Source organism: Candidatus Chazhemtobacterium aquaticus (assembly GCF_009936135.1).
Classification (GTDB): domain Bacteria; phylum Patescibacteriota; class Microgenomatia; order UBA1400; family Chazhemtobacteraceae; genus Chazhemtobacterium; species Chazhemtobacterium aquaticus.
The window spans coordinates 107,790-129,923 of the sequence record NZ_CP047901.1 but is presented as its reverse complement, the minus strand read 5'-3'; the positions used below and the strand labels follow the sequence as shown (position 1 = coordinate 129,923).

Below are 22,134 nucleotides of genomic sequence, written 5' to 3'. Positions count from 1 at the left end.
AGAAACTATGATTAGAATCGTGTGAGTATGTCTTTACTGGGATTGTCAAAGAAAAGCGATTATGGTTTAGCGATGTTGGTGATGCTAGCGAAGCGTGGGGTGGGTGAGGTGGTTAGCACAGCTGAGATGGTTGAGGAAAAGGAGCTGCCTCGAGCCTTTATTAGTCAGATTGCTAAAGAGTTTATTCGAGTAGGGATTGTTGGATCTAAGGAAGGTAAGGGTGGTGGGTATTTTTTGAAGAGAGATCCGGAGGATATTAGAGTGAAGGAAGTGGTTGAGGCGGTGGAAGGAAAGGTGAGACCGGCTAAGTGTGTACATGGTGAGTGTGATAGGTCGGATAAGTGCGAACATATGCGGTTTATGAAGAGATTGGCTAAGGATATGGAGGGAGTGTTGGAAAGTTATTCTTTGGCAGAGGTGATAGGGAGGTAGATAATGGCGCTTGAGATAAAGAGATTGCGAGTCGGAATTGAGGGTAAGGAAGTGATAAAAGGAATCGATTTGAGGATTGAACCTGGTAAGGTGGTGGCTTTGATGGGGCCAAATGGTTCAGGTAAGAGTAGCTTGGCCTACGCTTTGATGGGTCATCCGCGTTATGAGGTTAAAGGGAGTGTTAAGATTGATGGTAAGGATATAAATGAGTTGACGCCTGATGAGCGGGCGAGACAGGGTTTGTTTCTGGCTTTCCAGTATCCGGTTGGAATTGAGGGGGTAAGTGTAAAGGAGTTGTTGTTGGGGGCGATGCGAGAAAGGGGCGAGAAAATAAGTGCGTTGGAGTTGAGAAGAAAAGTTGAGATTGAGGCAAAGGAGTTGGGAGTAGAAAAGGAGTTACTGAGTAGGTCGGTTAATGATGGTTTTAGCGGTGGAGAGAAGAAGAAGATTGAGATTTTACAAATGAGGATTTTGCAGCCGAAGTATGCGGTTTTGGACGAGACTGATTCGGGTTTGGATATTGATGCTTTAAGAGTGGTGGCGGAGGGAGCAAGGATGGTAGTGGAAAAAGAGAAGGTTGGAGTATTAGTGATAACACATTATCAAAGGATTTTGAGATACATACAACCTGACAGAGTAGTGGTGTTGAAACAGGGAAGAGTAGTAGATGAGGGGGGTGTTGAGGTTGTGGAGAAATTAGAGAGAGAGGGTTATAAGTTTTATGACTAGATTTGCGAAGGTAAAACAAGAGAGTACACAGGATCTGGGAGAGTTAGACGCTAAGTATCGGCTTGGGAAGGCAGATGAGGTTGAGTATGAGATTAAGAGTAAGAAGGGTTTAACAGAGAGACTGGTAAGACAGATATCAAAAAGAAAGAGTGAGCCTAAATGGATGCTGGAGATGAGACTGGCGGCTTTGAAGAGGTTTGAGGAGATGCCAATTCCTAAGTGGGGTGGTGATATTGGGGCAATAAAGTTTGACGAGATTCATTATTACCTGAGACCGAAGATGAAGGAGGTAAGGAGTTGGGATGAGGTGCCTAAAGAAGTTAAGGCAACATTTGAAAAAATTGGAGTACCTCAGGCAGAAAGGGAGTATCTGGCCGGGGTTAAGAGTCAGTGGGACAGCGAGGTGATTTATGGGTCGTTAAAAAAGGTGTTGGCTAAAAAAGGGGTTGTGTTTTTGAGTATGGATGAGGGTTTAAGACAATATCCAGATATTGTGAGGAAATATTTTGGGACAGTAGTCCCTTTGGGGGACAACAAATTGGCGGCACTTAATACGGCAGTGTGGAGTGGTGGATCGTTTGTGTATGTGCCCAAGGGGGTTGAGGTTGATTTACCACTACAGGCATATTTTAGAATTAATAGTGAGAATGCTGGTCAGTTTGAGCGGACGCTGATTGTAGTAGAAGAGGGTGCAAAAGTGCATTATGTGGAGGGTTGTTTTTTGGCTGGAACAATGATTGAAACAGGTGGTGGTAGAAAGGTGATCGAGAGTATAACCAAGAAGGATAAGGTTCTGACACATTTAGGCAGGCTTAGGAAGGTTAATTATTTGCAAAGTCGTGAATACTCAGGTGGTTTGTATCGGATTAAGTATTGGGGTGATTCGACCGAGGAGCTTGTCTTGACCGAGGAACATCCGATATTGGCGGTTAGGAGAGTCCTAAAAAATGAAAGAAACGGGAGTTGGAAGAGGGATTGGTTGAAACCGGGTGAGATTAATGTGGGAGATTATTTAACGATTCCAGTTGACAGGGAAACAAGGATCAGGGAAATAGTTGGTTTTAAGGTGAAAACGTGGTCAGGGAAAAATAAGGGTTATATCGAGGTGGTTAGAGATGTGCCGTGTACTCCTGAGTTTTTTAGATTGGTTGGTTATTATTTGGCGGAGGGAAGTATTAGCAGTGGGTCTTATCTTAATTTTTCCTTTTCAAAGTATGAGCGTGAGTATATAGAGGATGTAAAGAGGTTGATGAAGAAGGTGTTCGGTCAGGAGAAAAGCCATGAAAGCGTACACAAAAAAAACAATGGGATTAGTGTGGTGTTTAGCTCGGTGGAGTTGTGTCAGATATTTGAGAATTTTGGTAAAAAGAGTTATTTGAAACAAATTCCGGAATGGATGGTTCACGAGAGCGAGGATAAGCAGAGAGAGCTTTTGGTGGGATGGTATAGAGGGGATGGTAATTATTATAGAAAGAGACACAGTTCAGGATTAAAGGAAGTTTTTCGGATTAACACGACGTCGGAAAAATTAGTTAGGCAGTTAAGGACGGTGTTGCTGAGATTGGGGGTGGTGTCATATATTAACGCGCGTGAGAGGGGTGATGAAGGAAGGAGAATGATGTACACACTTGGTGTCTCGGGTGAGTGGATGGTAAAGTTTGGGGAGATGGTAGGGGTTGAGGTAAGGATGAAAGTGAATGACAAAAAGAGAGCGACGAAGTTTGGGTTTGATGGTGACTACATGTATGTGCCAGTAAGACAGATAAGGTGTGAGCAGGTTCGTAGGAAGAGGGTGTACAACTTTGGTGTGGATAGGGATGAGTCATATGTGGCTGGTGGAGTGGCAGTACATAATTGCTCCGCACCTGCTTATACCTCTGGATCTTTGCATGCGGCAGTAGTTGAGATTGTGGTTAAGGCTGGAGCTAGGTGTCAGTACACAACGGTACAAAATTGGTACAAGAATGTGTTTAATTTGGTAACAAAAAGAGCTTGGGTAGGCGAGGGTGGTGAGATGAGGTGGATTGATGGAAATTTGGGATGTATTGCCGAGAATCAGAAATTGATTACACCGGATGGGGTGGTGAAAATTGAGCAGATAAAGGTGGGGCAGAAAGTGCTGTCTTATGATGAAAGGAAAGAGCGACTGGTTTTTCGAAGGGTGTTAGCAAAGAGAAATTCTGGAAGGCAGAGGGTATATGATGTGTCGATAGGAGCGAGAAAAATCAGGGTAACAAGAAATCATCCTTTTTATAGCTATAGATATGATTCAACGAGACCGAAAAAATTGGGTCGCTATGAACTTGGTTTTGTGCGGGCGGATGAGTTGTCGAAAGCGATTGTTCCCAGGACCTCTCTTGATTACGGTAAAGAGTATGGGTTAAAGAAGCCAAAATTAAGGACAGAATTTTGGTCAGGAAACCAGCATAAAAATGGATTAAGAGTGGTGAGAGAGCAGAAGTCCAGGTTGAAGATTGGTGATAGAACGACGGGTAAGTTGATGTGGCTTTTCGGGTATTGGCTTGGGGATGGTGATATGAGCATTAAATATGGTGTGAACGAGAAGGTGGTTAGATGGGCAAAGTTGGGTTTTTCTTGTCCAAAAGATAACCGTGCACGAGAAAGGCTGATGGGGATCATGAGTGAGGTCGTCGAGGCTAGTCCCACCGAGAGAAAGGATGGTGTTCATGTGTCTTGGAGTAGTAAGGAATTGGTTGAGTTGTTTGTGACGAACGGTTTTGTGGGTAAGGCAATAGACAGGCGGGTTCCTGGTTGGGTTTGGTCGTTGCCTGAGGAGCAGAGAATCGCTTTTGTTTCAGGTTATATCGACGCTGACGGTACTGTTAAAGAGGGAAGGATAGATATCAAATCGGTTAATAAAACATTGCTCGAGGATGTGGCGTCATTGTTGGTGACTCTAGGGATTACGTCGCGGTTGTTTACGGAGTTTAGCGAATCCAGGGAAGTGATTATTCAAGGTTACAAAACTGTAGCGCATGGGTCTTATAGGTTGAGTTTTGAGATAGATGGGAGGTTTGAAAGATATATTGCAGGGGTGTTGGTTGATAAAATCAAACAAGTGTCGCCAAAGGTGAAAGAGCAGAAACGGTTGGTGGGACGATCAGGCATTAAGTTGGGTGGGGATGTGGAGATAGCAAGGGTGAAGTTCGAGGATGTGGGGAAGGAGTTGCCAACTTGGGATATTGAGGTTGAGGGGACGGGAAACTTTATTTGTGAAGGTTTTATAGTTCATAATTCTCGTTTGACCATGAAGTATCCGGCTTGTATCTTGGCTGGAAAAGGGGCTAAGGGTGAGACCCTGTCAATTGCTTGGGCAGGTGAAGGACAACATCAGGATGCTGGGGCGAAGATGATTCATTTGGCTCCTAAGACTAGCAGTCGGATTATTAGCAAGTCGATTAGTAAGGATGGAGGGAGGGCGAGCTATAGAGGTATGGTCCAGATGAGTAAGGGAGCGAGTGGAGCAAAGTCTAAGGTAGTATGTGATGCGTTAATTTTGGATGATAAAAGTAGATCTGACACTTACCCAGTAAACAGGATTTGGGAGAATGAAGTGAGCTTAGAACATGAGGCGACGGTGAGTAAGGTTGGAGAGGAACAGTTGTTTTATTTGATGAGTAGAGGTATATCAGAGCATGAGGCCGAGGCGATGATTGTTAATGGGTTTTTGGAACCAGTGATGAAGGAGATTCCATTTGAGTATGCAATAGAGATGAATAGGTTAGTTAATCTAGAGATGGAAGGGAGTGTGGGATGAGGCGAGTGGAGATAAGAAGACCAGGAGTGCGAAGGATCAATCTAAAGTATTTAAATGAAGGTGAGGAGAAGGAGTTGATAGTGTTGATTCGGGGAGAGGAACAGGGAGAGTATCAGTTGGATGTGGTGAGTGATCACAAGGTGGGTAGGACGTTTGGTAGAGTAATTGTAAGGGGAATAGCTAAGAATGGAGCTAGAGTGAAGGTGTCTGGTTTGATTAAAATAGCCAAGCAAGCTCAGGGAGTAGAGGATTTTTTGGAGATGAAACTATTGGTGTTGGACGGAAAATCGAGCGCAGTGGCCGAACCTAAATTGGAGATAATGGCTAATGAAGTAAAAGCTTCTCATGCTGCGACGGTGGGTAGAGTTGATGAAGAAGAGATGTTTTACTTATTGGCGCGGGGAATTTGCAGGAAAAATGCGGAGAAAATGATAGTAGAGGGGTTTTTGGAAAAAGTGTAGGTTGATGTATTGAGTCGTGATAGAATCTGGTCATGTTTGAGATAGAGAAGATAAGAGAAGATTTTCCGATATTAGAAAGAGAGATTAATGGTTATCCTTTGGTCTATCTGGATAATGCGGCAACGACTCAAAAACCAAAACAGGTGATTGAGGCAATAGTTGATTATTACGAGAATCATAACGCTAATGTGCACAGGGGAATTCATACTTTGAGTGAGGAAGCGACGAGTATGGTTGAAAATGCACGTTTAAAGATTGCTAGGTTTATAGGGAGTAATGATGAAAAAGAGATAATTTTTGTGCGCAATGCAAGTGAGGCGATAAATCTGGTGATGTATAGTTGGGGGGAGAAAAATATTGGTAAAGGAGATGAGGTGGTGGTGTCTTTGATGGAACATCATTCTAACTTAGTAACTTGGCAGATGTTGTGCCAGAAAAAGGGAGCAGTATTGCGGGTGGTGGATGTAGATGAGGGGGGTGAGATAAGGATGAGAGGAGGAGAGAAGAGGGAGTTTCAAGGAGTGAGAGTAATGAGTTTAGAGCAGACTTTGGGAGGGAAAACGAAACTGGTGGCGATAACAGCGGTATCAAATGTGCTAGGAACGGTAAATCCGCTTGAGAAAATCGTTAAGATGGTTCGGGCAAAAACAAAGGCAAAGATCTTGATAGACGGTTCTCAGAGTGTGCCAGTGATGAAGACTGAGGTTGGGAAAATGGGAGTTGATTGGTTGGTGTTTTCTGGACATAAAATGTTGGGGCCAACGGGAATAGGGGTGTTGTGGGGTAGGCGGGAGATACTAGAGGAGATGCCACCGTTTTTGTATGGTGGGGACATGATTGGACAGGTTGAGCTTGGTAAGAGTGAGTGGAACGAGTTGCCATGGAAATTTGAGGCGGGGACTCCTAATATGGCAGGAATGGTGGGACTGGGGGCGGCGGTCGATTATCTAGAAGATTTGGGAATGAATGAGGTATGGAAGCATGAGCAGGATCTGGTGGCTTATGCTTTAGAGAAAATAAAGGGTAAGGCAGAGGTGTATGGCACGGGGGATTATAAAAAACGAGCAGGGGTGGTTACCTTTAACTTGCCAGGTATACATGCTCATGATACGGCGCAGGTGTTGGATGGTTTTGGAATTGCGATTAGGAGCGGTCAGCATTGTGGAGCTCCAGTGGTTGAGAGTCTAGGAGAGATGGCAGTAGCAAGGGCGAGTGTTTATGTGTATAACACTAGGGCTGAGATTGATTACTTGATTGATAAGTTGGTTGAGGTTAAAAAAGTATTTCGGAAAAGATAATGGAGTACTCAGAAGAAATTATTGATCATGCCAGAAATCCAAGGAATTTTGGTGATCTTAAAGGGGCTAATAAAAGAAGTAAGCAGAGTAATGCAACGTGTGGAGATATGGTTGAGTTTTACGCTAAGGTGGATGGAGGAGTGATCAGAGATATTCGGTTTAAAGGGGTGGGGTGTGCATTATCAACGGCAGCAGCCTCAATGTTAAGTGATAAGGTTAAGGGTATGAAGGTTGATGAGGTGAGAGAGCTTGATGGGAGGGTGGTGGTTGAGTTAATGGGAGAGGTAAATCCAGCGAGAATGAAATGTGTGTTGTTGCCTTTGTCTGCGATTAGGGCGTTGGTGGAGTGATGGTCGGCGGTGATATACTTAAATAGAGATGGAATGTGGGAAAAATAGGATCGGGAAGGTGTTGGGATGTTTGCTGGTTTTTTGGTGGTTTTTGGGCTGGGCGGGGGTAGTGTGGGCTGATTGGAGTGTGTGGGACGAGCCGGTGGTTTATTACGATTTTGAGAGCGTTCAGGGGGATGGAACGACTTTGATTAAGGATCGGGTGGGGGTTAATGACTTGACGTTGACAACGACAGGGAGTGGGGTGACGGGGACGAAGACGGGGATTGGGGCGGAAGCCAAATATGGGAGAAAAGCTGAGTTTGATGGTGTTGATGATTACGGGATAGCTCTGGACACGGCTGTATTTTCCCAGACAGGGAGTTTTTCGGTAGAGGCGTGGGTGAAGTTTGATACGGTATCAGCATCTGAGAGTGCGTTTCAGACGGTGGTGGCCAAGTGGGATGAGACGCTTGATATAAGGAGTTATCGGTTGATAATTCAGGCTGATGCAGACGGCAGGGTATGGCCCAAGTTCCAGGTGTCGCCTGACGGGACAGCGGCGGCGATTAAGACAGCAACAGGAACGACGCAGATACTGCCCAATGTTTGGTACTTGTTGCAGGGTTACTATAACGCAACCAGTCCGGGTACCATATATTTGTATGTGAATGGGGTTAGAGAAGGGAGTGTTTCGTCGGTGGGGACGGCACTGAGTGATACGGCGGCTGATTTTTATTTAGGTGTAACAAAAACGGGGGCTGGCAGTTATACTGGTTATCTGGACGGTTCGATTGATGAAGTAAGAGTATTCTCAGGGACGAGAGATGAAGGGTCGTTGGCTTATGCGATGGAAAGAGGCAGGCCGGTAGTGAGATTAGGTTTTGATGATGGTTCTGGTTTGCAGACGATGAACAGGCTGGAAAACTATACCAGAGCGGCATTGGTGAATTTCCCGAGTGATAACAGCCAGTGGGTAGCGGGTAATGACAATTATGCCTTACTTTTTGACGGAAGTGATGACTATGTTGATCTGGGTAATCACGGACGGTTTCAGTTAGGCGGGGCGATGACGATCTCGGCTTGGGTTTATGTGTCTTCCTTGGGTAATTATGCGATTGTGTCGCAGCCTCACACGAACGGTTATACCTTCCAGATGACGAGCGGAGGGGAGTTGAGCTTCGGGCCAGTGGGAGGGTCGGTGGTGACGAGCAGCGGGGCTGGTATATCGGCGGGAGAGTGGACTAATGTGGCGGTGTCATATGATGGGGTCAATGCCAGTTTTTATGTAGACGGCCGACTGGTGTCATCGCCGGCTTTGTCTTTATGGTCGGTAACGGGGGGGTCGGTGTTTGTTGGTCGAGCAGGGGCGACGCCTAATTACTTTAACGGTAAGATGGATGATGTGCTGATTTATGCTTATGATCGTACTTTGTTCGAGGTGTATGTGGATGTAATTGGTGCGGCGGTTAAGTTTGGTAAAACACAGTCTTTAGAGCCTGCTAATGCTCAGGTGGCGTGTCCTAGTGGTTTTGTTCATGTACCAGGTGATCCGCTATATGGAACGAGTGATTTTTGTGTGATGAAGTATCAGGCTAAGTGTGATGCTGATGGTGACGGGGTGGGGGATACGGCAAGCGGTGCTTATGCGTCATGCAACACTGGTTATGATACGTGGGGAAATATTTTGTCGGGGTGTAGATGTATAGAGGATATGGGAGGAGATGTAGTGTCAACGCCTCAAGGGGCACCGATTGCCAGAATTGCTCAGAATGCTGGCGGATCGGGGGTAGATGCCAGGACTTATTGCCAGACGCAGGGGTGGCATTTGGTGACTAATAACGAGTGGATGACGATAGCGAGAAATCTGGAGAGGTTGGGGAGTAACTGGTGTGCTTTAAACGGGACAGGGTGTGGTAATAGTCCGGGAAGTCAGTATTTGGTGGCGGGTCATAATGATAACGGCCCGGCTCTGGCGCTTCAAGCTTCGACTGACGATTCCCAAGGCTGCTATGGCACGGTCACTAAAGATGTTGATCCAACCTGTGGCAATGGTGCCACCCAAAGACGAACTCATTATTTATCTAATGGCGAGGTGATCTGGGACCTGGCGGGTAATGTATGGGAATGGACGGATGATGTGGTGAGGGGGCCTAATAAGCCGGTGGGAGGGGGTACAAGTTGGGTTGATTGGTCGAGTGTGAGTGATTATGGTGTTTTAAGTTATGACGTACTGAAACCGAGTGATAGTAGTTGGGATTTGAATAAGAGGGTGGGTAGATATTATCAGGGAGGGTCGAGTAATATTGATTACGCCTTCCTACGGGGGGCCAATTGGAACAACGGTTCCAATGCCGGTGTCTTCACCCTCAGCCTGAACAATACGCCCGGCAACTCTGGGCGCAGCAATATTGGCTTTCGTTGCGCCGTCTCCCCCTAAGTAATTTGGCGTAGCTATCTTTTAAAATCTTGTTATCTGGCTCCGACCTTGAGTCGGAGCCTTCGGTTTGGGGGGGTGAGAAAAATATGATTGATCAGCTGATAATCTTTCAGAAAATATATGACCTGTACTTGTATACCCATCGGATGGTGGCGAGGTTTCCTAAAGCGCAACGGTTTTTGTTATCAAATGCTTTGCTAAAAACTAATATGGAAATGATTAGACTAACGGTTATTGCTAACAGTAAACCTGATCGGAGAGCGGAACAGAAGAAGATTTCAGTAAATCTTGATTTGTTTCGGGTATATGTGAGAGTAGCCAAGGATGTAGGGTTTTTGTCGATTAAGAAATACGGGGTAGTAGCGGAGAAAATAAATGAGATTGGGAGATTGCTAAATGCGTGGATGAGGGTGAGTAGGCTCTAGGGCTTGTTGGGTTTCTTGGGGAAGATGTTGGGGATGGTGATGTTGTTGATAGTTACACCACCAGAAGATAGACGTTGGTGGGTGGAGTAACGGAGGAAGCCTTTGAAGGAATTACGGGAGGAGCGAAGTTTTTGTTGGAGAGCGGTAATTTGGTTTGATAGATCCGGGTCGGTTAGATTTTGTGGGGGAGCGAAGAGGGAGAGTTGCTGGGGCTGGTTGTGGTTTTTTAGGAGGTGTTTTAAGGTTTTTAGTTTCTTGAGGCGTTTTTTGTGACGTTTTTTGTAACGGCGGAGGGTCTTTTTTCTGATGGTGGTTTGATGGGGTTTGATGAGATAGCCTAGGAAGTCCAGGCCACGATCAGCCCTAAAGATATTGTTTTTCTTGGGGTGGAGGGTGAGTTTGAGATTGGTGGTTAAAAAGGTGTTGATTTGACGACGGAGGGCAAGGAGATATTCTTTGTCGGGAGAGATGACAAGAAAGTCATCCATGTAACGAAAGTAGTTTTTGAGTTTAAGGGTTTTGGTTAAGTACAGGTCGAGAGGGTGGAGGTAGATATTGGCGAATAGCTGCGAGGTAAGATTGCCGATGGGGATGCCACAGCCGGGTGTGTCGTGGTAGCTGGTGATGATAGTGGTGAGTAATTTGATGGTTTTGGGGCAGGAGATGTGTTTTGATAGCAGGCGGAGAAGAATCTGATGATTAATACTGGCGAAATAGCTTTTGATGTCGCATTTAAGGCAGTAGAAGCGGGGGTGATGCTGACGGATCTGGTGATAGACTTGGGAGACTTGGAGCATACCAAAGTGGGTGCCCTTACCCTTGCGGCAGGCGAAGGAGTGGTTAATGAAAACGTTTTCAAAGATGGGTTCAATAACGGTGATGATGGCGTGATGGAGGATGCGGTCGATAAAAACAGGGGCTGAGATCTGACGTTTTTTGGGTTCAAAGGTGATGAAGCGGTGGTATTTTCTGGGGCGGTATTGATTGGTGGCGAGATTGGTTTGGAGGTTGATGAGGTTTTTTTCGAGATTAAACTCGAAGATTTGGAGAGGTTTTTGGAAACGTTTGTGTCTTCTGGCTTTGTAATAGGCGGAAAGCAGGTTGTTAAAAGAGATGATGCGGTCAAACATGATAGAAGTGTAAAAGAGTAACCGTTGATTAATCCCGAGACTGGTTACTCTTTTACTATCTCTGTCTCCTTAAAGTGGATGACGAGTCTTAGGCTGGTAATTGGATGGTGCCCGGCTCCAGTGATTGATGGGTGGATCAATGATCTGGAGATCTCGCAGGTTTGATTACTTAGGGGGAGACGGCGCAACGAAAGCCAATATTGTTGTTTCCAGAGTTGTCGGGCGTATTGTTCAGGTTGAGGGTGAAGACACCGGCATTGGATCCGTTGTTCCAATTGGCTCCCCGTAGGAAGGCGTAAGCCTAAAACTAGTAGGAGTATAACAGAGTTAGTATGATAGAGTGGTAGTCATGAAAGGTAGTTCAAAGGTGATGGCTTACGCCGGTTTGGTGGTGGCGTTGGTGGCAATGGTGGGGTTGGCGGTGGTGATTGTGGCGAGGAGTAAAGGTGTGGGTGGCGGCTTGGGGTCTAATCGATATGTGAGTAGTGAGTGTGGAGTGGAGTTTGAGTATCCGAAGAATTGGGTGAGGTCGGATATTAAGCTGTCATTGTCGCAGGAGCCTTTGGCTCAGGTGGTTTTTGACGAGATGGTGGGTGGGGTAGTGGAAAAAAGGTCTTTGTTTTCCCTTTTTTGTTATGATGCGAGCAAATATTCATTTGAGCAGTTTTTTGGAGGAGATGTAATAGGTAAGGAGATGAGGGGGGCGGTAACGACGGAGAGTTTAAAATGGGAAAGAGTAGGTAATTTTGCATATACGATTAAGGGGGATAGGTTGTTGATTGTACAGATGTTTTTTACAAAGTTTGACCTAAAGCCACAGAATGGATATGAGCAGACTTTTATGAGTATTTTGAATAGTATGCGTTAGAAGTGATGGAAAATACAAAGGAGATGAAACAGGTTCGAGTGAGAGTAAAACGGAAAGAGAAGTGGCCCAATAGTTATTGGTCTTTGTGGTTGGAAAGAGGAGGGTTGGAGTATAGGGCGGGTCAGTATGTAAGCATTAAAGTAAATGAAGAAGGGGAAAGAAGGAGTTATAGCTTGGCAAGTTATCCGGGTGAAGAGGAGTTACAGTTGGTAGTTGATACGGCCCCGATGGGTGTGGGGAGTCGTTATGTGTTGGATTTGGAGGTGGGTGATGAGGTTGAGGTGCTGGGACCAATGGGTGAGTTTGTGGTTAGTGATGGGCATTTAAGGCAAGACACAAAGGGTTTTTTGATGGTGGGAACAGGCAGTGGGGTGGTACCACTTCGGCCAATGATTAATGATTTGTTAAAAATTAAGAGAGAGGTTCGGCCAGTGAGACTATATTGGGGGATGAGGCATGAGGAGGATTTATTTTGGATGAAAGAATGGATGGATTTGGAAAAAGAGTATGAAAACTTTAAGATCGATGTGGTTTTAAGCAGGGGGGGTGATAATTGGAAAGGATGTAATGGGCATGTGGGTGATTGCTTGAAGAATCATGGTGGAGATCTAAAGAGTTGGCAGGCTTATGTATGTGGAAGCAGAGAGATGGTTGAGGAGACTAGTAAATTGTTGATGTCGTTGGGAGTGGGTGAGAGTGAGGTTAATTTTGAGAAGTTTTTTTAGGAACAAGGGGATTGTGGACTCGCTTAAGTTTTATTAGGATATGGGGTAGCGTTACAATTTAAGTTTTATAAATAGAATGAGTTATTCAAAAGGATCAGAAGATAAGCCGGTTAAGACTAAGTATCAGGTAAAGGTAATTAATGATAAGTGTATTGGAGCAGCGTCATGTGAGGCAATCGCGTCGGCTACTTTTAAGCTAAACGAGCAGAATATTGCGGATATTATTGACCAGGATGGCAATGTAGATGAGGAGAAGTTGCTGGCAGCTCAGTCTTGTCCGACGATGGCGATTGAGGTAATCAATATTGAGACAGGAGAGAAGATTTGGCCGAAGTAAGACTTGAATCTTGGATTAGTTTAGTGCAAGATAGGGACTTATGAACGATGCTAAGTTGATTTTTGGAGTGATAGGAGGAAGTTTGTTGCTGTTGATTGTAGTAGCCTTGGGGATGAGTAGGATGACTGGAGATCAGATGGGTGGAGAGGTCAAAGAGATTTCGGGTGAGGAGAGGTTGGTAATGGGAGCGGAGGATGCTAAGGTAGAGGTGGTGGAGTTTAGTGATTTTCAGTGTCCTGCTTGTAAGGCGGCACAGGGATTAGTGAAACAAGTACAGAATAGAGAGGGAGTGAGATTTGTGTTTAGACATATGCCACTGTCAAGTATTCACAAGAATGCTTTGATTGCAGCTGAGGCAGCGGAAGCGGCACACGATCAAGGCAAGTTTTGGGAGTATCATGACTTGTTGTTTGAACGGCAAGGAGAATGGGCGGAAGAAAAAGAGATTGAGGTTAAGCTATCTGATTATGCTGAAGAATTGGGCTTGGATCGGGAGATGTTTGTTGAGTCACTTGAAGAGGGAAGGCATAAGGAGCTAGTGATGAATGATTACGGGGAAGCTATGAGATTGGGAGTGAGAGGGACACCGACATTTTTTGTTAACGGTAAGCAGACTGCAGTTGGAGATTTACTGCGAGCGGTGGAAGCAGAGTTGGCAGAATAGGATAGAATATGGGTATGAAAAGATATGGGTTGGTTTGGGGTTTGGTTTTTTTGGGTTTGGTGGCAGTTGGGGGTTGGTATTGGATGACAAATCGAGTTGAGCCAGAAGATGTAATTGAGGTGGGGGACAACTTGGAGATTAGTGAGGAGGTGCTTGAGAGATTTAGAGGAATGGGTGCGGTGTCTGATACGGCTGAACGAGTGGAGTTGAGGCCAGTGGAGGGGGAGTCAGGTTTTGGAGTTGCAACTCGAGAGGTAACGGGTGGGCGGTTGTATCATTCAGTGATGGCTGATTTGCCGGAGTTGGGTAACGGCGAGTTCTATGAAGGGTGGTTGATAGGCGGAGAGAGGAGAGTGAATGTGGGAAAGCTAATAAAAGAGAAAGGTGGTTGGTTACTTGAGTTTGTGGGCGATGAAGGGCTTGTGGAATATGATTTAGTTGTGATTACATTGGAGGTAAGGGATGACAAGTCTCCCGAGAAAGAAGTACTTAAAGGTACTTTTAAGTAGTAGTTGCCCTGGTGGGCTGTTGGTGAAGGGAGGTGAGTGGGTTTATGTTTAGTCGTGATAAGGATAAGTTGGCTTTAGCCAAGGGGATGATGTTGCTGAGCATTTCGGCGGCGATTTTGGCTGGATTAGGATCAGTTGGATACGATATTTATCTGGCCAGTACTCAGTGGATGCTGGTGGCAGTCTTGTTGGCAGCTTGGTCAGTTTATTGTTTGGCTGAGGCTCAGTTTCAGCTAAAGAGATAAAGTTGGTATGATGAGTGGATGCTGAAAGATCAAGATGTTTTTAATGCTTTAAAGGGAGTGATTGATCCTGAGTTGGGTATTAATGTAGTTGATTTGGGATTAGTGTATGGGGTGGAGATAAATGAGGAAGTGGTTAGGGTGGAGATGACTCTAACGAGTCCAGGATGTCCTTTGGCGGGGTTGATTGATCAAATGGTGAAGAGTGCTGTGGGTAAATTGGAAGGAGTGGAAAGAGTTGAGTTAGAGTTGGTATGGGATCCTCTTTGGATACCGGCGATGATGAGCGAGGAAGTACGTGAGGAGTTTGGGGTTGGAGGATGATAAGATAATGGGTATGAAAGTGGTGATAGGGGCGGATCATGGAGGGTATCAAGTTAAGGAAGTAGTGAAGGATTGGTTGGTTGATCGGGGTATTGATGTAATTGATGTAGGAGCAGTCAATTATATGGCCGAGGATGATTTTGTTGATTATGCTAAGCAAGTAGCTAGGGAGGTTGGTGGAGATAAGGAAGTGAGAGGTGTAGTTTTTTGTAGAAATGGGGTGGGGGTAAGTATTGTGGCGAATCGGTTTGATGGGGTGAGATGTGCTCTGGGTTTTGATGTGGAGCAGGTAAGAAAGGCGAGAACTGATGATGATGTTAATTGTTTGGCGATTGCGGCGGATTACAGTAGTGAGAAGGTGATAAAGGAGATGGTTGAGGTTTTTATGAAGACGGAGTTTAGTGGTGAGGAGAGGTTTGTTAGACGTTTGGTTAAGTTGGATAAATTACGATTTGAGAGTGATTAGAAAGTGGTAAGATAGTTGCTACGATGGTGAAGATTATTCCAGCTATTTTGAGGCCGAATTTAAGGGAGTTTCAGGAGGATTTTGATAAGGTAAAGGGGTTGGTTGGGAGAGTCCAGGTGGATGTAATTGATGGGGTGTTTGCAGATAATAAGACAGTTAATCCGGAGGATTTGGAGGTGATTGATACGGTGGTGGAATGGGATTGGCATTTGATGGTGGATAGGCCCGAAAAGTGGGTGAAGAGGTGTGTTAGGGGTGGAACTGGAAGGGTGTTTGCTCACATAGAAAGAATGAATGATGTAGCTGGATATATTGCAGAGACACAAGTGGCGGGAATGGGGGTAGGATTGGCGTTAGATTTAGAAACAGAGGTGGATAGATTGGAGGAATATGTCTATGACTTGGATGCGGTGCTGTTGATGTCAGTTAAGGCAGGTTTTCAGGGTCAGGAGTTTGATGAAAGGGTTCTAAGTAAAATTGCGTCGGTGAGAAAGATGAGGAGTGATATACCTATTGTGGTTGATGGAGGTTTGGGAGTAAGTGAGATAAAGAGGTGTGTGGCGGCTGAGTGGGCGGAGCAAATTCGTGAGGAGGAGTTGGACCGTAATTTTTTGGATATGGAGTTTGCGGTTGGTGGAGAGCTCTTGCGGGCTGGAGATGTGGTAGCTAAACTTGAGCAGTTAAGGAATTTGGAGGAATAATATGCCAGCGGATAAGATTGGACCATTTAGGAGAATTAGGGCGGTGTCATTTTTGGGTTATGCCGATGCTCATGAGGGAGATGGTTTATATGACTCAGCAAAGGAGGTGGCGAGGATGGTGGCGGAACATGGTTTGGTAGTAGTAAACGGAGGGGGTCCAGGGGTGATGAGAGCTTCGACTGAAGGGGCTCATGAAGGGGGTGGTAAAGCATATGTGGCTACTTTTTATCCTAAACACATGGAGAACTTTGAGGGTAAGGATCCGTTAAACAAGGCAGATAAGGAAATCATCATGAATAATTATTTGGATCGAACCTTGAAGTTGTTGGAGTTAGGGAACGCTTATATTTTATTTAACGGAGGAACGGGAACGGTGAGTGAGTTTGGGATGGCATGGGGTTTGGCTAAGTTGTATTTAGGAAGACATAAACCACTGATTCTTTACGGTTCTTTTTGGCATACAATCATGGAGGCGTTTGCGGCTAATATGAGGATTAGGCCAGAGGCGCTAAGGGTATATAGGATAGTGACAACACCTGAGGCGGCGATGGAGGCATTGTGGAAGTATGAGATGGAGTTGCTAAAGGGTGAGCATGGAGAGGAGGTAGAGATGGGTAATGGTGAGAATATTGAGAAGGCTTTTATTAATTGAGAGTTTTGTAAGGGGGGTGGTTTTGGGATAAAGTGAAGATATGAGGTATACGGTGAGTGAGTTGCAGGAAAAGGCAGATGAGATAAGGGAGGAGATAATCAAGATGTTGGTTAATGTGGGAAGTGGACATACGGGGGGAGCTTTGGGAGCGGCTGATTTCTGGACGGCGCTGTATTTGGGAGGGTTGGTAAGAGTTGATCCTAATAATCCTTGGGATGAGGAGAGGGATCGAGTGGTGCTTTCGGCTGGTCATTATTGTCCAGCTCAGTACGCAGTGTTGGCGGAGATGGGTTTTTTTGAAAAGAAAGAGCTGATGAGTTTGCGTCAGATTAACTCGAGATTGCAGGGGCATCCGGTAGTAAGATGTTTGCCGGGGATTGAGAATACGAGTGGTCCGTTGGGTCAGGGGATTTCTCAGGCGGTGGGAATGGCTATAGTGGGGAAGCGAGAGAGAAAACAATGGCGAGTGGTCTGTTTTATGGGAGATGGTGAGCAACAAGAGGGTCAGGTGTGGGAAGCGTATATGCTGGCAAACAAGGAAAAATTAGCGAATTTAACGGTGGTGATTGATAGGAATAATATGCAGATTGATGGGCGAACTGAGGAGGTGATGCCACTGGAACCATTGAGAACAAAGCTTGAGGCGTTTGGGATGGAGGTGTTTGAGGTGGATGGACATAATATTGGATCGATTATGGAGGTTTTTGCAAAGGTAAGAATGGTTTATGAGAGGCCGTCGGTGATACTGCTTCATACAATACCGGGTAAGGGGGTTGGGTTCATGGAGGGCTTGGTTGAGTGGCATGGTAAGGCGCCAAGTGCAGCAGAGGCGGTTGAGGCATTGTCGGAATTAGGAAAAACAAAAGATGATTAATCCAGAGATGCAGTTGGTGGAGGATTTAGATAGGGTGGAGGTGAAGGCGATGCGAGATGGATATGGCGAGGTGTTGTTGGAGTTGGGTAAAGATGAGCGTATGTGGGTAGTAGTGGCGGATTTGATGGAGAGTACTAGAGTCAAGGATTTTGCCAAGCATTATCCAGACAGATTTGTGGAGATGGGAATAGCGGAGCAGAATATGATGGGGGTGGCGGCGGGAATGGCTTTGGAAGGAAAGATTCCTTTTGTAAATTCGTTTGCGTGTTTTTCACCAGGAAGAAACTATGATCAGTTACGGGTGAGTGTTTGTGTAGGAAAAGCGAATGTCAAAGTGGTGGGAGGACATGCCGGGGCGGGCAATGGTGAGGATGGAGCCAATCAACAAAGCTTTGAGGATGTGGGTATGGTCCGGTCGTTACCAAATCTGGTGGTGGTGTCACCGGCAGATTATGAACAGGTTAAAAGGGCGACAAGGGCAATAGTAGTACATGAGGGGCCGGTGTATATGCGGATGACTGCTCCAGCAAGGCCAGTGGTAACAAGCAAGATGACTCCTTTTGTGTTAGGTAAAGCTCAGGTATTAAGAAGAGGGGGAGAGGTGGGGTTGATTGTGAGCGGAGCAATGGTGTATGAGGGATTACGAGCGGCTGAGGAGTTGTCGGGCAAGGTGGATGTCGAGGTGATTAATATTCATACAATTAAACCGATAGACGAGAGTGAGATTATTCGGGTGGCACAGAAATGCAAACGAGTAGTGGTGGCGGAGGAGCATCAGATTATTGGTGGTTTGGGGAGCGCGGTGGCAGAGGTATTAGTTAAGGAAGGTGTGGGGGTGAAAATGAGAATGGTGGGGATGAGTGATGTGTTTGGAGAGAGTGGTAAGCCGGAGGAGTTATTAGTAAAGTATGGAATGAGTAAAGAGGTTATAATCAAGGCGATTAGAGAATTAGTTGGAAAATAATATGAGTGTTTTTGAAAGAGATGGAAGGGTGATGTTGTTAGCTTATGATCAAGGATTTGAGCATGGTCCGATTGATTTTAATGGGAAGAATGTGGATCCTTCTTATATCATGGAGATCGCGGAGAGCGGGTTTTTTACAGGAGTAATTTTTCAGGAAGGAGTGGCGGCAAAATATTATGATCAAAAAAAGGCAAAAGTGCCGTTGGTAGTGAAGTTGAATGGAGCGAGTTCATATAGTAAGGGAAAGGAGCCATATAGTCCACAATTATGCACAGTGAAAAAGGCGATTGAGTTGGGGGCAAAGGGAGTGGGATATACCATTTATGTTGGTAGTGAGCATGAAGGGGAGATGATGCGTGAGTTTAGTCTAATTGAGGATGAGGCGCATAAAGCTGGTTTAGCGGTGATTGCTTGGATGTATCCTAGGGGAAGTAAGGTGGTGGGTAAGGAGCATGACAAAGAGACGGTGGCATATGCGGCAAGACTGGGAATGGAGCTTAATGCTGATTATGTTAAAACATATTACACTGGTGATGAGGAAAGTTTTAAGTGGGTGGTTAAATCTGCTGGTAAGACGGGGGTGTTGGCGCAAGGAGGAGGAAAGATTGGATGGGAAAGACTTGAGAGTGAGGTAAGGGGTATTATGGCGGCGGGGGCTAAGGGATTGGCGATCGGTAGAAACGTGTGGCAAGCCGAGAGGCCGGTTGAGGTGGCAGAGAAGTTGGGTAAACTGGTGTTTACCAGTTGATGGGTTGATGTCCATTGAGGAGGAGATAGGTGTTAGTTTGGGAGAAGGGTTTACTGCCAAAAAAACCCGCATGGGCAGAGAGGGGTGATGGATGAGTTGACTCAATAACTAAATGGCGTTGGCGATCGATGTTGGCACCTTTTTTGCGGGCGTAAGCACCCCAAAGAATAAAGACGAGACCGGTTTTTTGTTGATTGAGGACCTTAATTACAGCGTCAGTAAATTGTTCCCAACCTTTGTTTTGATGGGAGCCGGCTTGGTGGGCCCTGACAGTGAGAGTGGCATTAAGTAAAAGAATGCCTTGTTTGGTCCAATGAGTGAGATCACCTGAGGTGTTGGTAATATGGCCGATGTCGCTTTTTATCTCTTTGTAGATATTCTGGAGTGAGGGTGGCGGAGGAGTAGGGGGGAGAACTGAGAAACAGAGGCCGTGGGCTTGGTTGGGGCCGTGATAGGGGTCTTGGCCTAAAATAACAACCTTGACTTGGTTAAATGGAGTGGAGTTAAAAGCATTAAAGATGAATTTTGGGGGTGGATAGACGGTGGTGGAGATATATTCTTTTTTGACAAACTCAGTAAGTTTTTTGAAGTAGGGTTGGTTAAATTCTGTTTGGAGAACCTTTTTCCAGGAGGGTTCGATGCGGACATTCATTGAGGGTATGTTAACATGGGTCTATGTATGATGTGGTTAGTTTTGGGTCAGTAGTACTTGATGTGACAATTAGATCGAGTGAGTTTAGGGTGATGAAGGGTCACCAGATAGCTGGTGGGGTGGGTTTGTGTCAGGTATATGGTGGAAAAACTGAGGTTGATGGGATCAATGTTGATGTGGGAGGAGGAGGAACCAATTCGGCGGTGAGCTTTATAAAGAAGGGGTTGAAGGCGGGTGCGGTGGTGAAGTTGGGAGATGATGAAATTGGAGGGATGATTAAACGAGCATTGGAAAAATATAACTTGGGAAGTGAGTTAATGGTCGAGGAAAAGGGGGGAGAGTCGGCTTTGTCGGTGATATTGGTGGATAAGGAGGGGGGGAGGTCAATACTGACTTATCGAGGAGTAAGTAAGGAGTTGTTATCAAGAGAGATTGATTGGGAAAAGGTGAAGGGGTCAAAATGGTTTTATGTGTCCAGTTTGGGTGGCAAGATGAGTTTGCTTGAGGATATTGTGGCGTTTGCTAATAAGCAGGAGATAAAGGTAGCGTTTAATCCAGGAAAGGCGGAGCTGAAAGATAAGAGTAGGTTGGAGAGAGTGTTGGGTAAGATAGATGTGTTGTTGTTGAATAGATTGGAACTGGCTGGATTATTGGGAGTTAGTTTTGATGATGATGTTGAGCTGATGAAAGGAGCTGGTCGGTTAGCGAGTCGAGGGTTGGTAGTCATGACAGAGGGTAAAAAGGGGTCGGTTGCGTTTGATGGAGAGATAAGGGTTCGGGCAGGAGCGTATAGAGTTAAGAGTGTAGATGATACGGGAGCAGGTGATGCATTTGGTAGTGGTTTTGTATATGGAAGGATCAAGGGTTGGAGTTTGGCGGATAGCTTGAAAGCTGGGGCGGCGAATGGAGCAAGTGAGGTGATGAAAATAGGAGTTAAGGAAGGATTATTGAGTGAGAGTGAGTTAGACAAGTGGATGAAGAAAGAATTGAGATTAGTTGAGGAAAAAGTGAGAACATAGGTTATATTAGTTAGGGATCATTATTAATGAGTATATTTAGAATTGGAATATGAAGGTTTTTGTAACACAGAAATTGGCGGGGGATTTTGTTGATAGGCTGGCTGAGAAATATGAGGTTGTTGTTTGGCCGGGAAGAGAGATTTCAAGAAAAGATTTGTTAAGAAAGGTTAGAGGAGTGGACGCGATCTTATCATTGTTAACAGAGAGAATTGATGCTGAAGTAATGGAGAAGGCGGGAGAGAATTTGAAAATAATAAGTAACTGTGCGGTTGGTTTTGATAACGTAGAGGTGAGTGAGGCAACTAGACGAGGAATAGTGGTAACAAATACACCAGCGGCGTTATCAGAGTCAGTGGCTGAGCATGCAATAGCATTAATGTTGACGGTGATGAGAAGGATTGTGGAAGGAGACAAGTATGTAAGGTCAGGTAAGTTTAAGGGTTGGGAGCCTGATTTGATGGTGGGTATGACAGTGAGACGAAAGGTGTTGGGAGTAGTGGGTATGGGGAGGATAGGTGAATGGACGGCTAGGTTGGGCTATGGGCTGGGGATGAAGGTGATATATTATTCCAGATCAAGAAGTGTTGATGTCGAGAAGGAGTGTAAGGGTGAGTACAAAGAGAAACTGGATGAGTTACTCAAGGAGGCGGATGTGATTAGTCTTAACGTGCCATTGAATAAAGAGACTGAAGGAATGATAGGTAAAAGGGAATTAATGATGATGAAAAAGACGGCGGTGTTGATTAATACAGCTCGTGGGGCGGTTGTAAAAGAGAATGAGTTGATAGAGATGTTAAAGGAGGGGAGGATCGCTGGTGCTGGTTTGGATGTGTTTGAGGATGAGAGTAGAGTTAATACTGGACTATTTAAACTTGATAATGTGGTATTAACACCACATATTGCATCAGCAACTAATGAAGCAAGAGAGTTAATGGCGGAGATGGCGGTGAACAATATACTTAGAACTCTGGCTGGTGAAGAGCCAGAAGGTTTGGTAAATGAAGAGGTTTGGTGTAGGGCAAGGGTACACAAGTGTTAGAGTGGGTTAGAATGGATATATGGCAGAGGAAAAAGAGACAACGGGTAGACAGTTAAAGATTAGGGGAATGAATGAAGAGGATGCTGGGGAAGATAGAGAGGCAAAGAAGGAGAGCAAGGAGAATGAGAGCAAAGTTTGGGTGCTGGTGATATTGGCAGTGAGTGTGTTGATCAGTTTGTTGTTTTCTTTAAAGGCAGGAGGGGCCAGTTGGTGGGGGAGGTTGGTTAGTCGAGAAGGGAGGAGTGAGACGAGTCGGTCTGTTGAGGTAGAGTCAGTGAGAGAGGGAGGGGTTGGTTGGTTTGGTCCTGCGGTGTACGAACTGGATTAA

Annotated in this window: 25 protein-coding genes and 2 pseudogenes; 25 read left to right on the top strand and 2 right to left on the bottom strand. The window is 45.4% G+C overall.

The features are described 5' to 3' along the window. Nucleotides 1–27 precede the first annotated feature (27 nt). The 9 genes and pseudogenes from MICH65_RS00625 (at nt 28) to avd (ending at nt 9,892) form a co-directional block, all read left to right on the top strand. Entirely contained in the window at nt 28–432 is a 405-nt protein-coding gene (locus MICH65_RS00625) for an RrF2 family transcriptional regulator (RefSeq protein ID WP_236870859.1), read from the top strand. Next, nucleotides 433–1,161 (top strand): Fe-S cluster assembly ATPase SufC, encoded by a 729-nt coding sequence (gene sufC, locus MICH65_RS00620; RefSeq protein WP_161932176.1) that lies wholly within the window; start codon nt 433–435, stop codon nt 1,159–1,161. It begins immediately after the preceding gene. After that, nucleotides 1,154–4,417 (top strand): annotated as a pseudogene (locus MICH65_RS04370) (LAGLIDADG family homing endonuclease); the annotation flags it as partial. The gene sufC and the pseudogene MICH65_RS04370, both read left to right, overlap by 8 nt. Beyond that, nucleotides 4,418–4,939, top strand: a pseudogene (locus MICH65_RS04435) (SufD family Fe-S cluster assembly protein); the annotation flags it as partial. 5 nt (nt 4,940–4,944) lie between these two features. Continuing rightward, complete coding sequence (locus tag MICH65_RS00600) at nt 4,945–5,400, top strand: SufD family Fe-S cluster assembly protein (RefSeq protein WP_161931504.1); 456 nt, start codon at nt 4,945–4,947, stop codon at nt 5,398–5,400. A gap of 32 nt (nt 5,401–5,432) precedes the next feature. Then, nucleotides 5,433–6,698: a cysteine desulfurase gene (locus MICH65_RS00595; protein WP_161931503.1), complete on the top strand. Its 1,266-nt coding sequence runs from the start codon at nt 5,433–5,435 to the stop codon at nt 6,696–6,698. After that, nucleotides 6,698–7,048 carry an iron-sulfur cluster assembly scaffold protein gene (locus MICH65_RS00590; RefSeq protein ID WP_161931502.1) on the top strand — a complete coding sequence of 117 codons (351 nt, stop codon included), beginning with the start codon at nt 6,698–6,700 and terminating at the stop codon, nt 7,046–7,048. Before MICH65_RS00595 ends, MICH65_RS00590 begins: the two co-directional genes overlap by 1 nt. 28 nt (nt 7,049–7,076) lie before the next feature. Continuing rightward, on the top strand, nt 7,077–9,467 hold the full coding sequence (locus MICH65_RS00585) for a LamG domain-containing protein (RefSeq protein WP_161931501.1): 2,391 nt from the start codon (nt 7,077–7,079) through the stop codon (nt 9,465–9,467). A gap of 86 nt (nt 9,468–9,553) precedes the next feature. Further along, the gene (gene avd, locus MICH65_RS00580) at nt 9,554–9,892 is read left to right on the top strand and encodes a diversity-generating retroelement protein Avd (protein WP_161931500.1); all 339 of its coding nucleotides are present in this window, start codon (nt 9,554–9,556) and stop codon (nt 9,890–9,892) included. Here the strand turns inward: avd and MICH65_RS00575 are convergent. After that, nucleotides 9,889–11,022: a reverse transcriptase/maturase family protein gene (locus tag MICH65_RS00575; protein ID WP_161931499.1), complete on the bottom strand. Its 1,134-nt coding sequence runs from the start codon at nt 11,020–11,022 to the stop codon at nt 9,889–9,891. The two genes, avd and MICH65_RS00575, sit on opposite strands and share 4 nt — an antisense overlap. Nucleotides 11,023–11,371: 349 nt before the next feature. On the opposite strand from MICH65_RS00575, the gene MICH65_RS00570 reads away from it, so the two are divergent. The 13 genes from MICH65_RS00570 (at nt 11,372) to MICH65_RS00510 (ending at nt 19,096) form a co-directional block, all read left to right on the top strand. Next, entirely contained in the window at nt 11,372–11,890 is a 519-nt protein-coding gene (locus tag MICH65_RS00570) for a hypothetical protein (RefSeq protein WP_161931498.1), read from the top strand. 5 nt (nt 11,891–11,895) lie between these two features. Next, nucleotides 11,896–12,615 (top strand): ferredoxin--NADP reductase, encoded by a 720-nt coding sequence (locus tag MICH65_RS00565; protein WP_161931497.1) that lies wholly within the window; start codon nt 11,896–11,898, stop codon nt 12,613–12,615. Between the two features lie 76 nt (nt 12,616–12,691). Then, complete coding sequence (locus MICH65_RS00560) at nt 12,692–12,952, top strand: ferredoxin (protein ID WP_161931496.1); 261 nt, start codon at nt 12,692–12,694, stop codon at nt 12,950–12,952. 40 nt (nt 12,953–12,992) lie between these two features. Further along, nucleotides 12,993–13,616 (top strand): DsbA family protein, encoded by a 624-nt coding sequence (locus MICH65_RS00555; protein ID WP_161931495.1) that lies wholly within the window; start codon nt 12,993–12,995, stop codon nt 13,614–13,616. Between the two features lie 8 nt (nt 13,617–13,624). Next, a complete protein-coding gene (locus MICH65_RS00550; protein WP_161931494.1) occupies nt 13,625–14,125 on the top strand; it encodes an anti-sigma factor in 501 nt (166 codons plus the stop codon). 44 nt (nt 14,126–14,169) lie between these two features. Continuing rightward, the gene (locus tag MICH65_RS00545; protein ID WP_161931493.1) at nt 14,170–14,370 is read left to right on the top strand and encodes a hypothetical protein; all 201 of its coding nucleotides are present in this window, start codon (nt 14,170–14,172) and stop codon (nt 14,368–14,370) included. A gap of 18 nt (nt 14,371–14,388) precedes the next feature. After that, a complete protein-coding gene (locus MICH65_RS00540) occupies nt 14,389–14,691 on the top strand; it encodes a metal-sulfur cluster assembly factor (protein ID WP_161931492.1) in 303 nt (100 codons plus the stop codon). Nucleotides 14,692–14,704: 13 nt separating this feature from the next. Next, nucleotides 14,705–15,157 (top strand): RpiB/LacA/LacB family sugar-phosphate isomerase, encoded by a 453-nt coding sequence (locus MICH65_RS00535; RefSeq protein WP_161931491.1) that lies wholly within the window; start codon nt 14,705–14,707, stop codon nt 15,155–15,157. A 23-nt stretch (nt 15,158–15,180) separates the two neighbouring features. Next, a complete protein-coding gene (locus MICH65_RS00530) occupies nt 15,181–15,858 on the top strand; it encodes a hypothetical protein (RefSeq protein ID WP_161931490.1) in 678 nt (225 codons plus the stop codon). Between the two features lies 1 nt (nt 15,859). After that, complete coding sequence (locus MICH65_RS00525) at nt 15,860–16,510, top strand: LOG family protein (RefSeq protein WP_161931489.1); 651 nt, start codon at nt 15,860–15,862, stop codon at nt 16,508–16,510. Between the two features lie 40 nt (nt 16,511–16,550). Further along, complete coding sequence (locus MICH65_RS00520; RefSeq protein ID WP_161931488.1) at nt 16,551–17,384, top strand: transketolase; 834 nt, start codon at nt 16,551–16,553, stop codon at nt 17,382–17,384. Then, on the top strand, nt 17,377–18,348 hold the full coding sequence (locus MICH65_RS00515) for a transketolase family protein (protein ID WP_236870858.1): 972 nt from the start codon (nt 17,377–17,379) through the stop codon (nt 18,346–18,348). Before MICH65_RS00520 ends, MICH65_RS00515 begins: the two co-directional genes overlap by 8 nt. Before the next feature lies 1 nt (nt 18,349). Then, entirely contained in the window at nt 18,350–19,096 is a 747-nt protein-coding gene (locus MICH65_RS00510; protein WP_161931487.1) for a class I fructose-bisphosphate aldolase, read from the top strand. Here the strand turns inward: MICH65_RS00510 and ung are convergent. Next, nucleotides 19,086–19,748 (bottom strand): uracil-DNA glycosylase, encoded by a 663-nt coding sequence (gene ung, locus MICH65_RS00505; RefSeq protein WP_161931486.1) that lies wholly within the window; start codon nt 19,746–19,748, stop codon nt 19,086–19,088. The genes MICH65_RS00510 and ung overlap by 11 nt on opposite strands. Before the next feature lie 23 nt (nt 19,749–19,771). Here ung and MICH65_RS00500 point away from each other — a divergent pair, with 23 nt between their 5' ends. The 3 genes from MICH65_RS00500 to MICH65_RS00490 are packed head-to-tail and all read left to right on the top strand — an operon-like array spanning nt 19,772 to nt 22,134. Beyond that, a complete protein-coding gene (locus tag MICH65_RS00500) occupies nt 19,772–20,767 on the top strand; it encodes a carbohydrate kinase family protein (protein ID WP_161931485.1) in 996 nt (331 codons plus the stop codon). A 49-nt stretch (nt 20,768–20,816) separates the two neighbouring features. Beyond that, a complete protein-coding gene (locus MICH65_RS00495) occupies nt 20,817–21,806 on the top strand; it encodes a 2-hydroxyacid dehydrogenase (protein ID WP_161931484.1) in 990 nt (329 codons plus the stop codon). A 19-nt stretch (nt 21,807–21,825) separates the two neighbouring features. Next, nucleotides 21,826–22,134, top strand: coding sequence for a hypothetical protein (locus MICH65_RS00490; RefSeq protein WP_161931483.1), 309 nt, complete (start codon nt 21,826–21,828; stop codon nt 22,132–22,134).

Bases quoted from the DNA above. Each gene is read 5' to 3' on its own strand.
- MICH65_RS00625 (WP_236870859.1), top strand. From the start codon at position 28: ATGTCTTTACTGGGATTGTCAAAGAAAAGCGATTATGGTTTAGCGATG.
- MICH65_RS00595 (WP_161931503.1), top strand. From the start codon at position 5,433: ATGTTTGAGATAGAGAAGATAAGAGAAGATTTTCCGATATTAGAAAGA.
- MICH65_RS00590 (WP_161931502.1), top strand. From the start codon at position 6,698: ATGGAGTACTCAGAAGAAATTATTGATCATGCCAGAAATCCAAGGAAT.
- MICH65_RS00585 (WP_161931501.1), top strand. From the start codon at position 7,077: ATGGAATGTGGGAAAAATAGGATCGGGAAGGTGTTGGGATGTTTGCTG.
- avd (WP_161931500.1), top strand. From the start codon at position 9,554: ATGATTGATCAGCTGATAATCTTTCAGAAAATATATGACCTGTACTTG.
- MICH65_RS00575 (WP_161931499.1), bottom strand. From the start codon at position 11,022: ATGTTTGACCGCATCATCTCTTTTAACAACCTGCTTTCCGCCTATTAC.
- MICH65_RS00570 (WP_161931498.1), top strand. From the start codon at position 11,372: ATGAAAGGTAGTTCAAAGGTGATGGCTTACGCCGGTTTGGTGGTGGCG.
- MICH65_RS00565 (WP_161931497.1), top strand. From the start codon at position 11,896: ATGGAAAATACAAAGGAGATGAAACAGGTTCGAGTGAGAGTAAAACGG.
- MICH65_RS00560 (WP_161931496.1), top strand. From the start codon at position 12,692: ATGAGTTATTCAAAAGGATCAGAAGATAAGCCGGTTAAGACTAAGTAT.
- MICH65_RS00555 (WP_161931495.1), top strand. From the start codon at position 12,993: ATGAACGATGCTAAGTTGATTTTTGGAGTGATAGGAGGAAGTTTGTTG.
- MICH65_RS00550 (WP_161931494.1), top strand. From the start codon at position 13,625: ATGGGTATGAAAAGATATGGGTTGGTTTGGGGTTTGGTTTTTTTGGGT.
- MICH65_RS00545 (WP_161931493.1), top strand. From the start codon at position 14,170: ATGTTTAGTCGTGATAAGGATAAGTTGGCTTTAGCCAAGGGGATGATG.
- MICH65_RS00540 (WP_161931492.1), top strand. From the start codon at position 14,389: ATGCTGAAAGATCAAGATGTTTTTAATGCTTTAAAGGGAGTGATTGAT.
- MICH65_RS00535 (WP_161931491.1), top strand. From the start codon at position 14,705: ATGAAAGTGGTGATAGGGGCGGATCATGGAGGGTATCAAGTTAAGGAA.
- MICH65_RS00530 (WP_161931490.1), top strand. From the start codon at position 15,181: ATGGTGAAGATTATTCCAGCTATTTTGAGGCCGAATTTAAGGGAGTTT.
- MICH65_RS00525 (WP_161931489.1), top strand. From the start codon at position 15,860: ATGCCAGCGGATAAGATTGGACCATTTAGGAGAATTAGGGCGGTGTCA.
- MICH65_RS00520 (WP_161931488.1), top strand. From the start codon at position 16,551: ATGAGGTATACGGTGAGTGAGTTGCAGGAAAAGGCAGATGAGATAAGG.
- MICH65_RS00515 (WP_236870858.1), top strand. From the start codon at position 17,377: ATGATTAATCCAGAGATGCAGTTGGTGGAGGATTTAGATAGGGTGGAG.
- MICH65_RS00510 (WP_161931487.1), top strand. From the start codon at position 18,350: ATGAGTGTTTTTGAAAGAGATGGAAGGGTGATGTTGTTAGCTTATGAT.
- ung (WP_161931486.1), bottom strand. From the start codon at position 19,748: ATGAATGTCCGCATCGAACCCTCCTGGAAAAAGGTTCTCCAAACAGAA.
- MICH65_RS00500 (WP_161931485.1), top strand. From the start codon at position 19,772: ATGTATGATGTGGTTAGTTTTGGGTCAGTAGTACTTGATGTGACAATT.
- MICH65_RS00495 (WP_161931484.1), top strand. From the start codon at position 20,817: ATGAAGGTTTTTGTAACACAGAAATTGGCGGGGGATTTTGTTGATAGG.
- MICH65_RS00490 (WP_161931483.1), top strand. From the start codon at position 21,826: ATGGCAGAGGAAAAAGAGACAACGGGTAGACAGTTAAAGATTAGGGGA.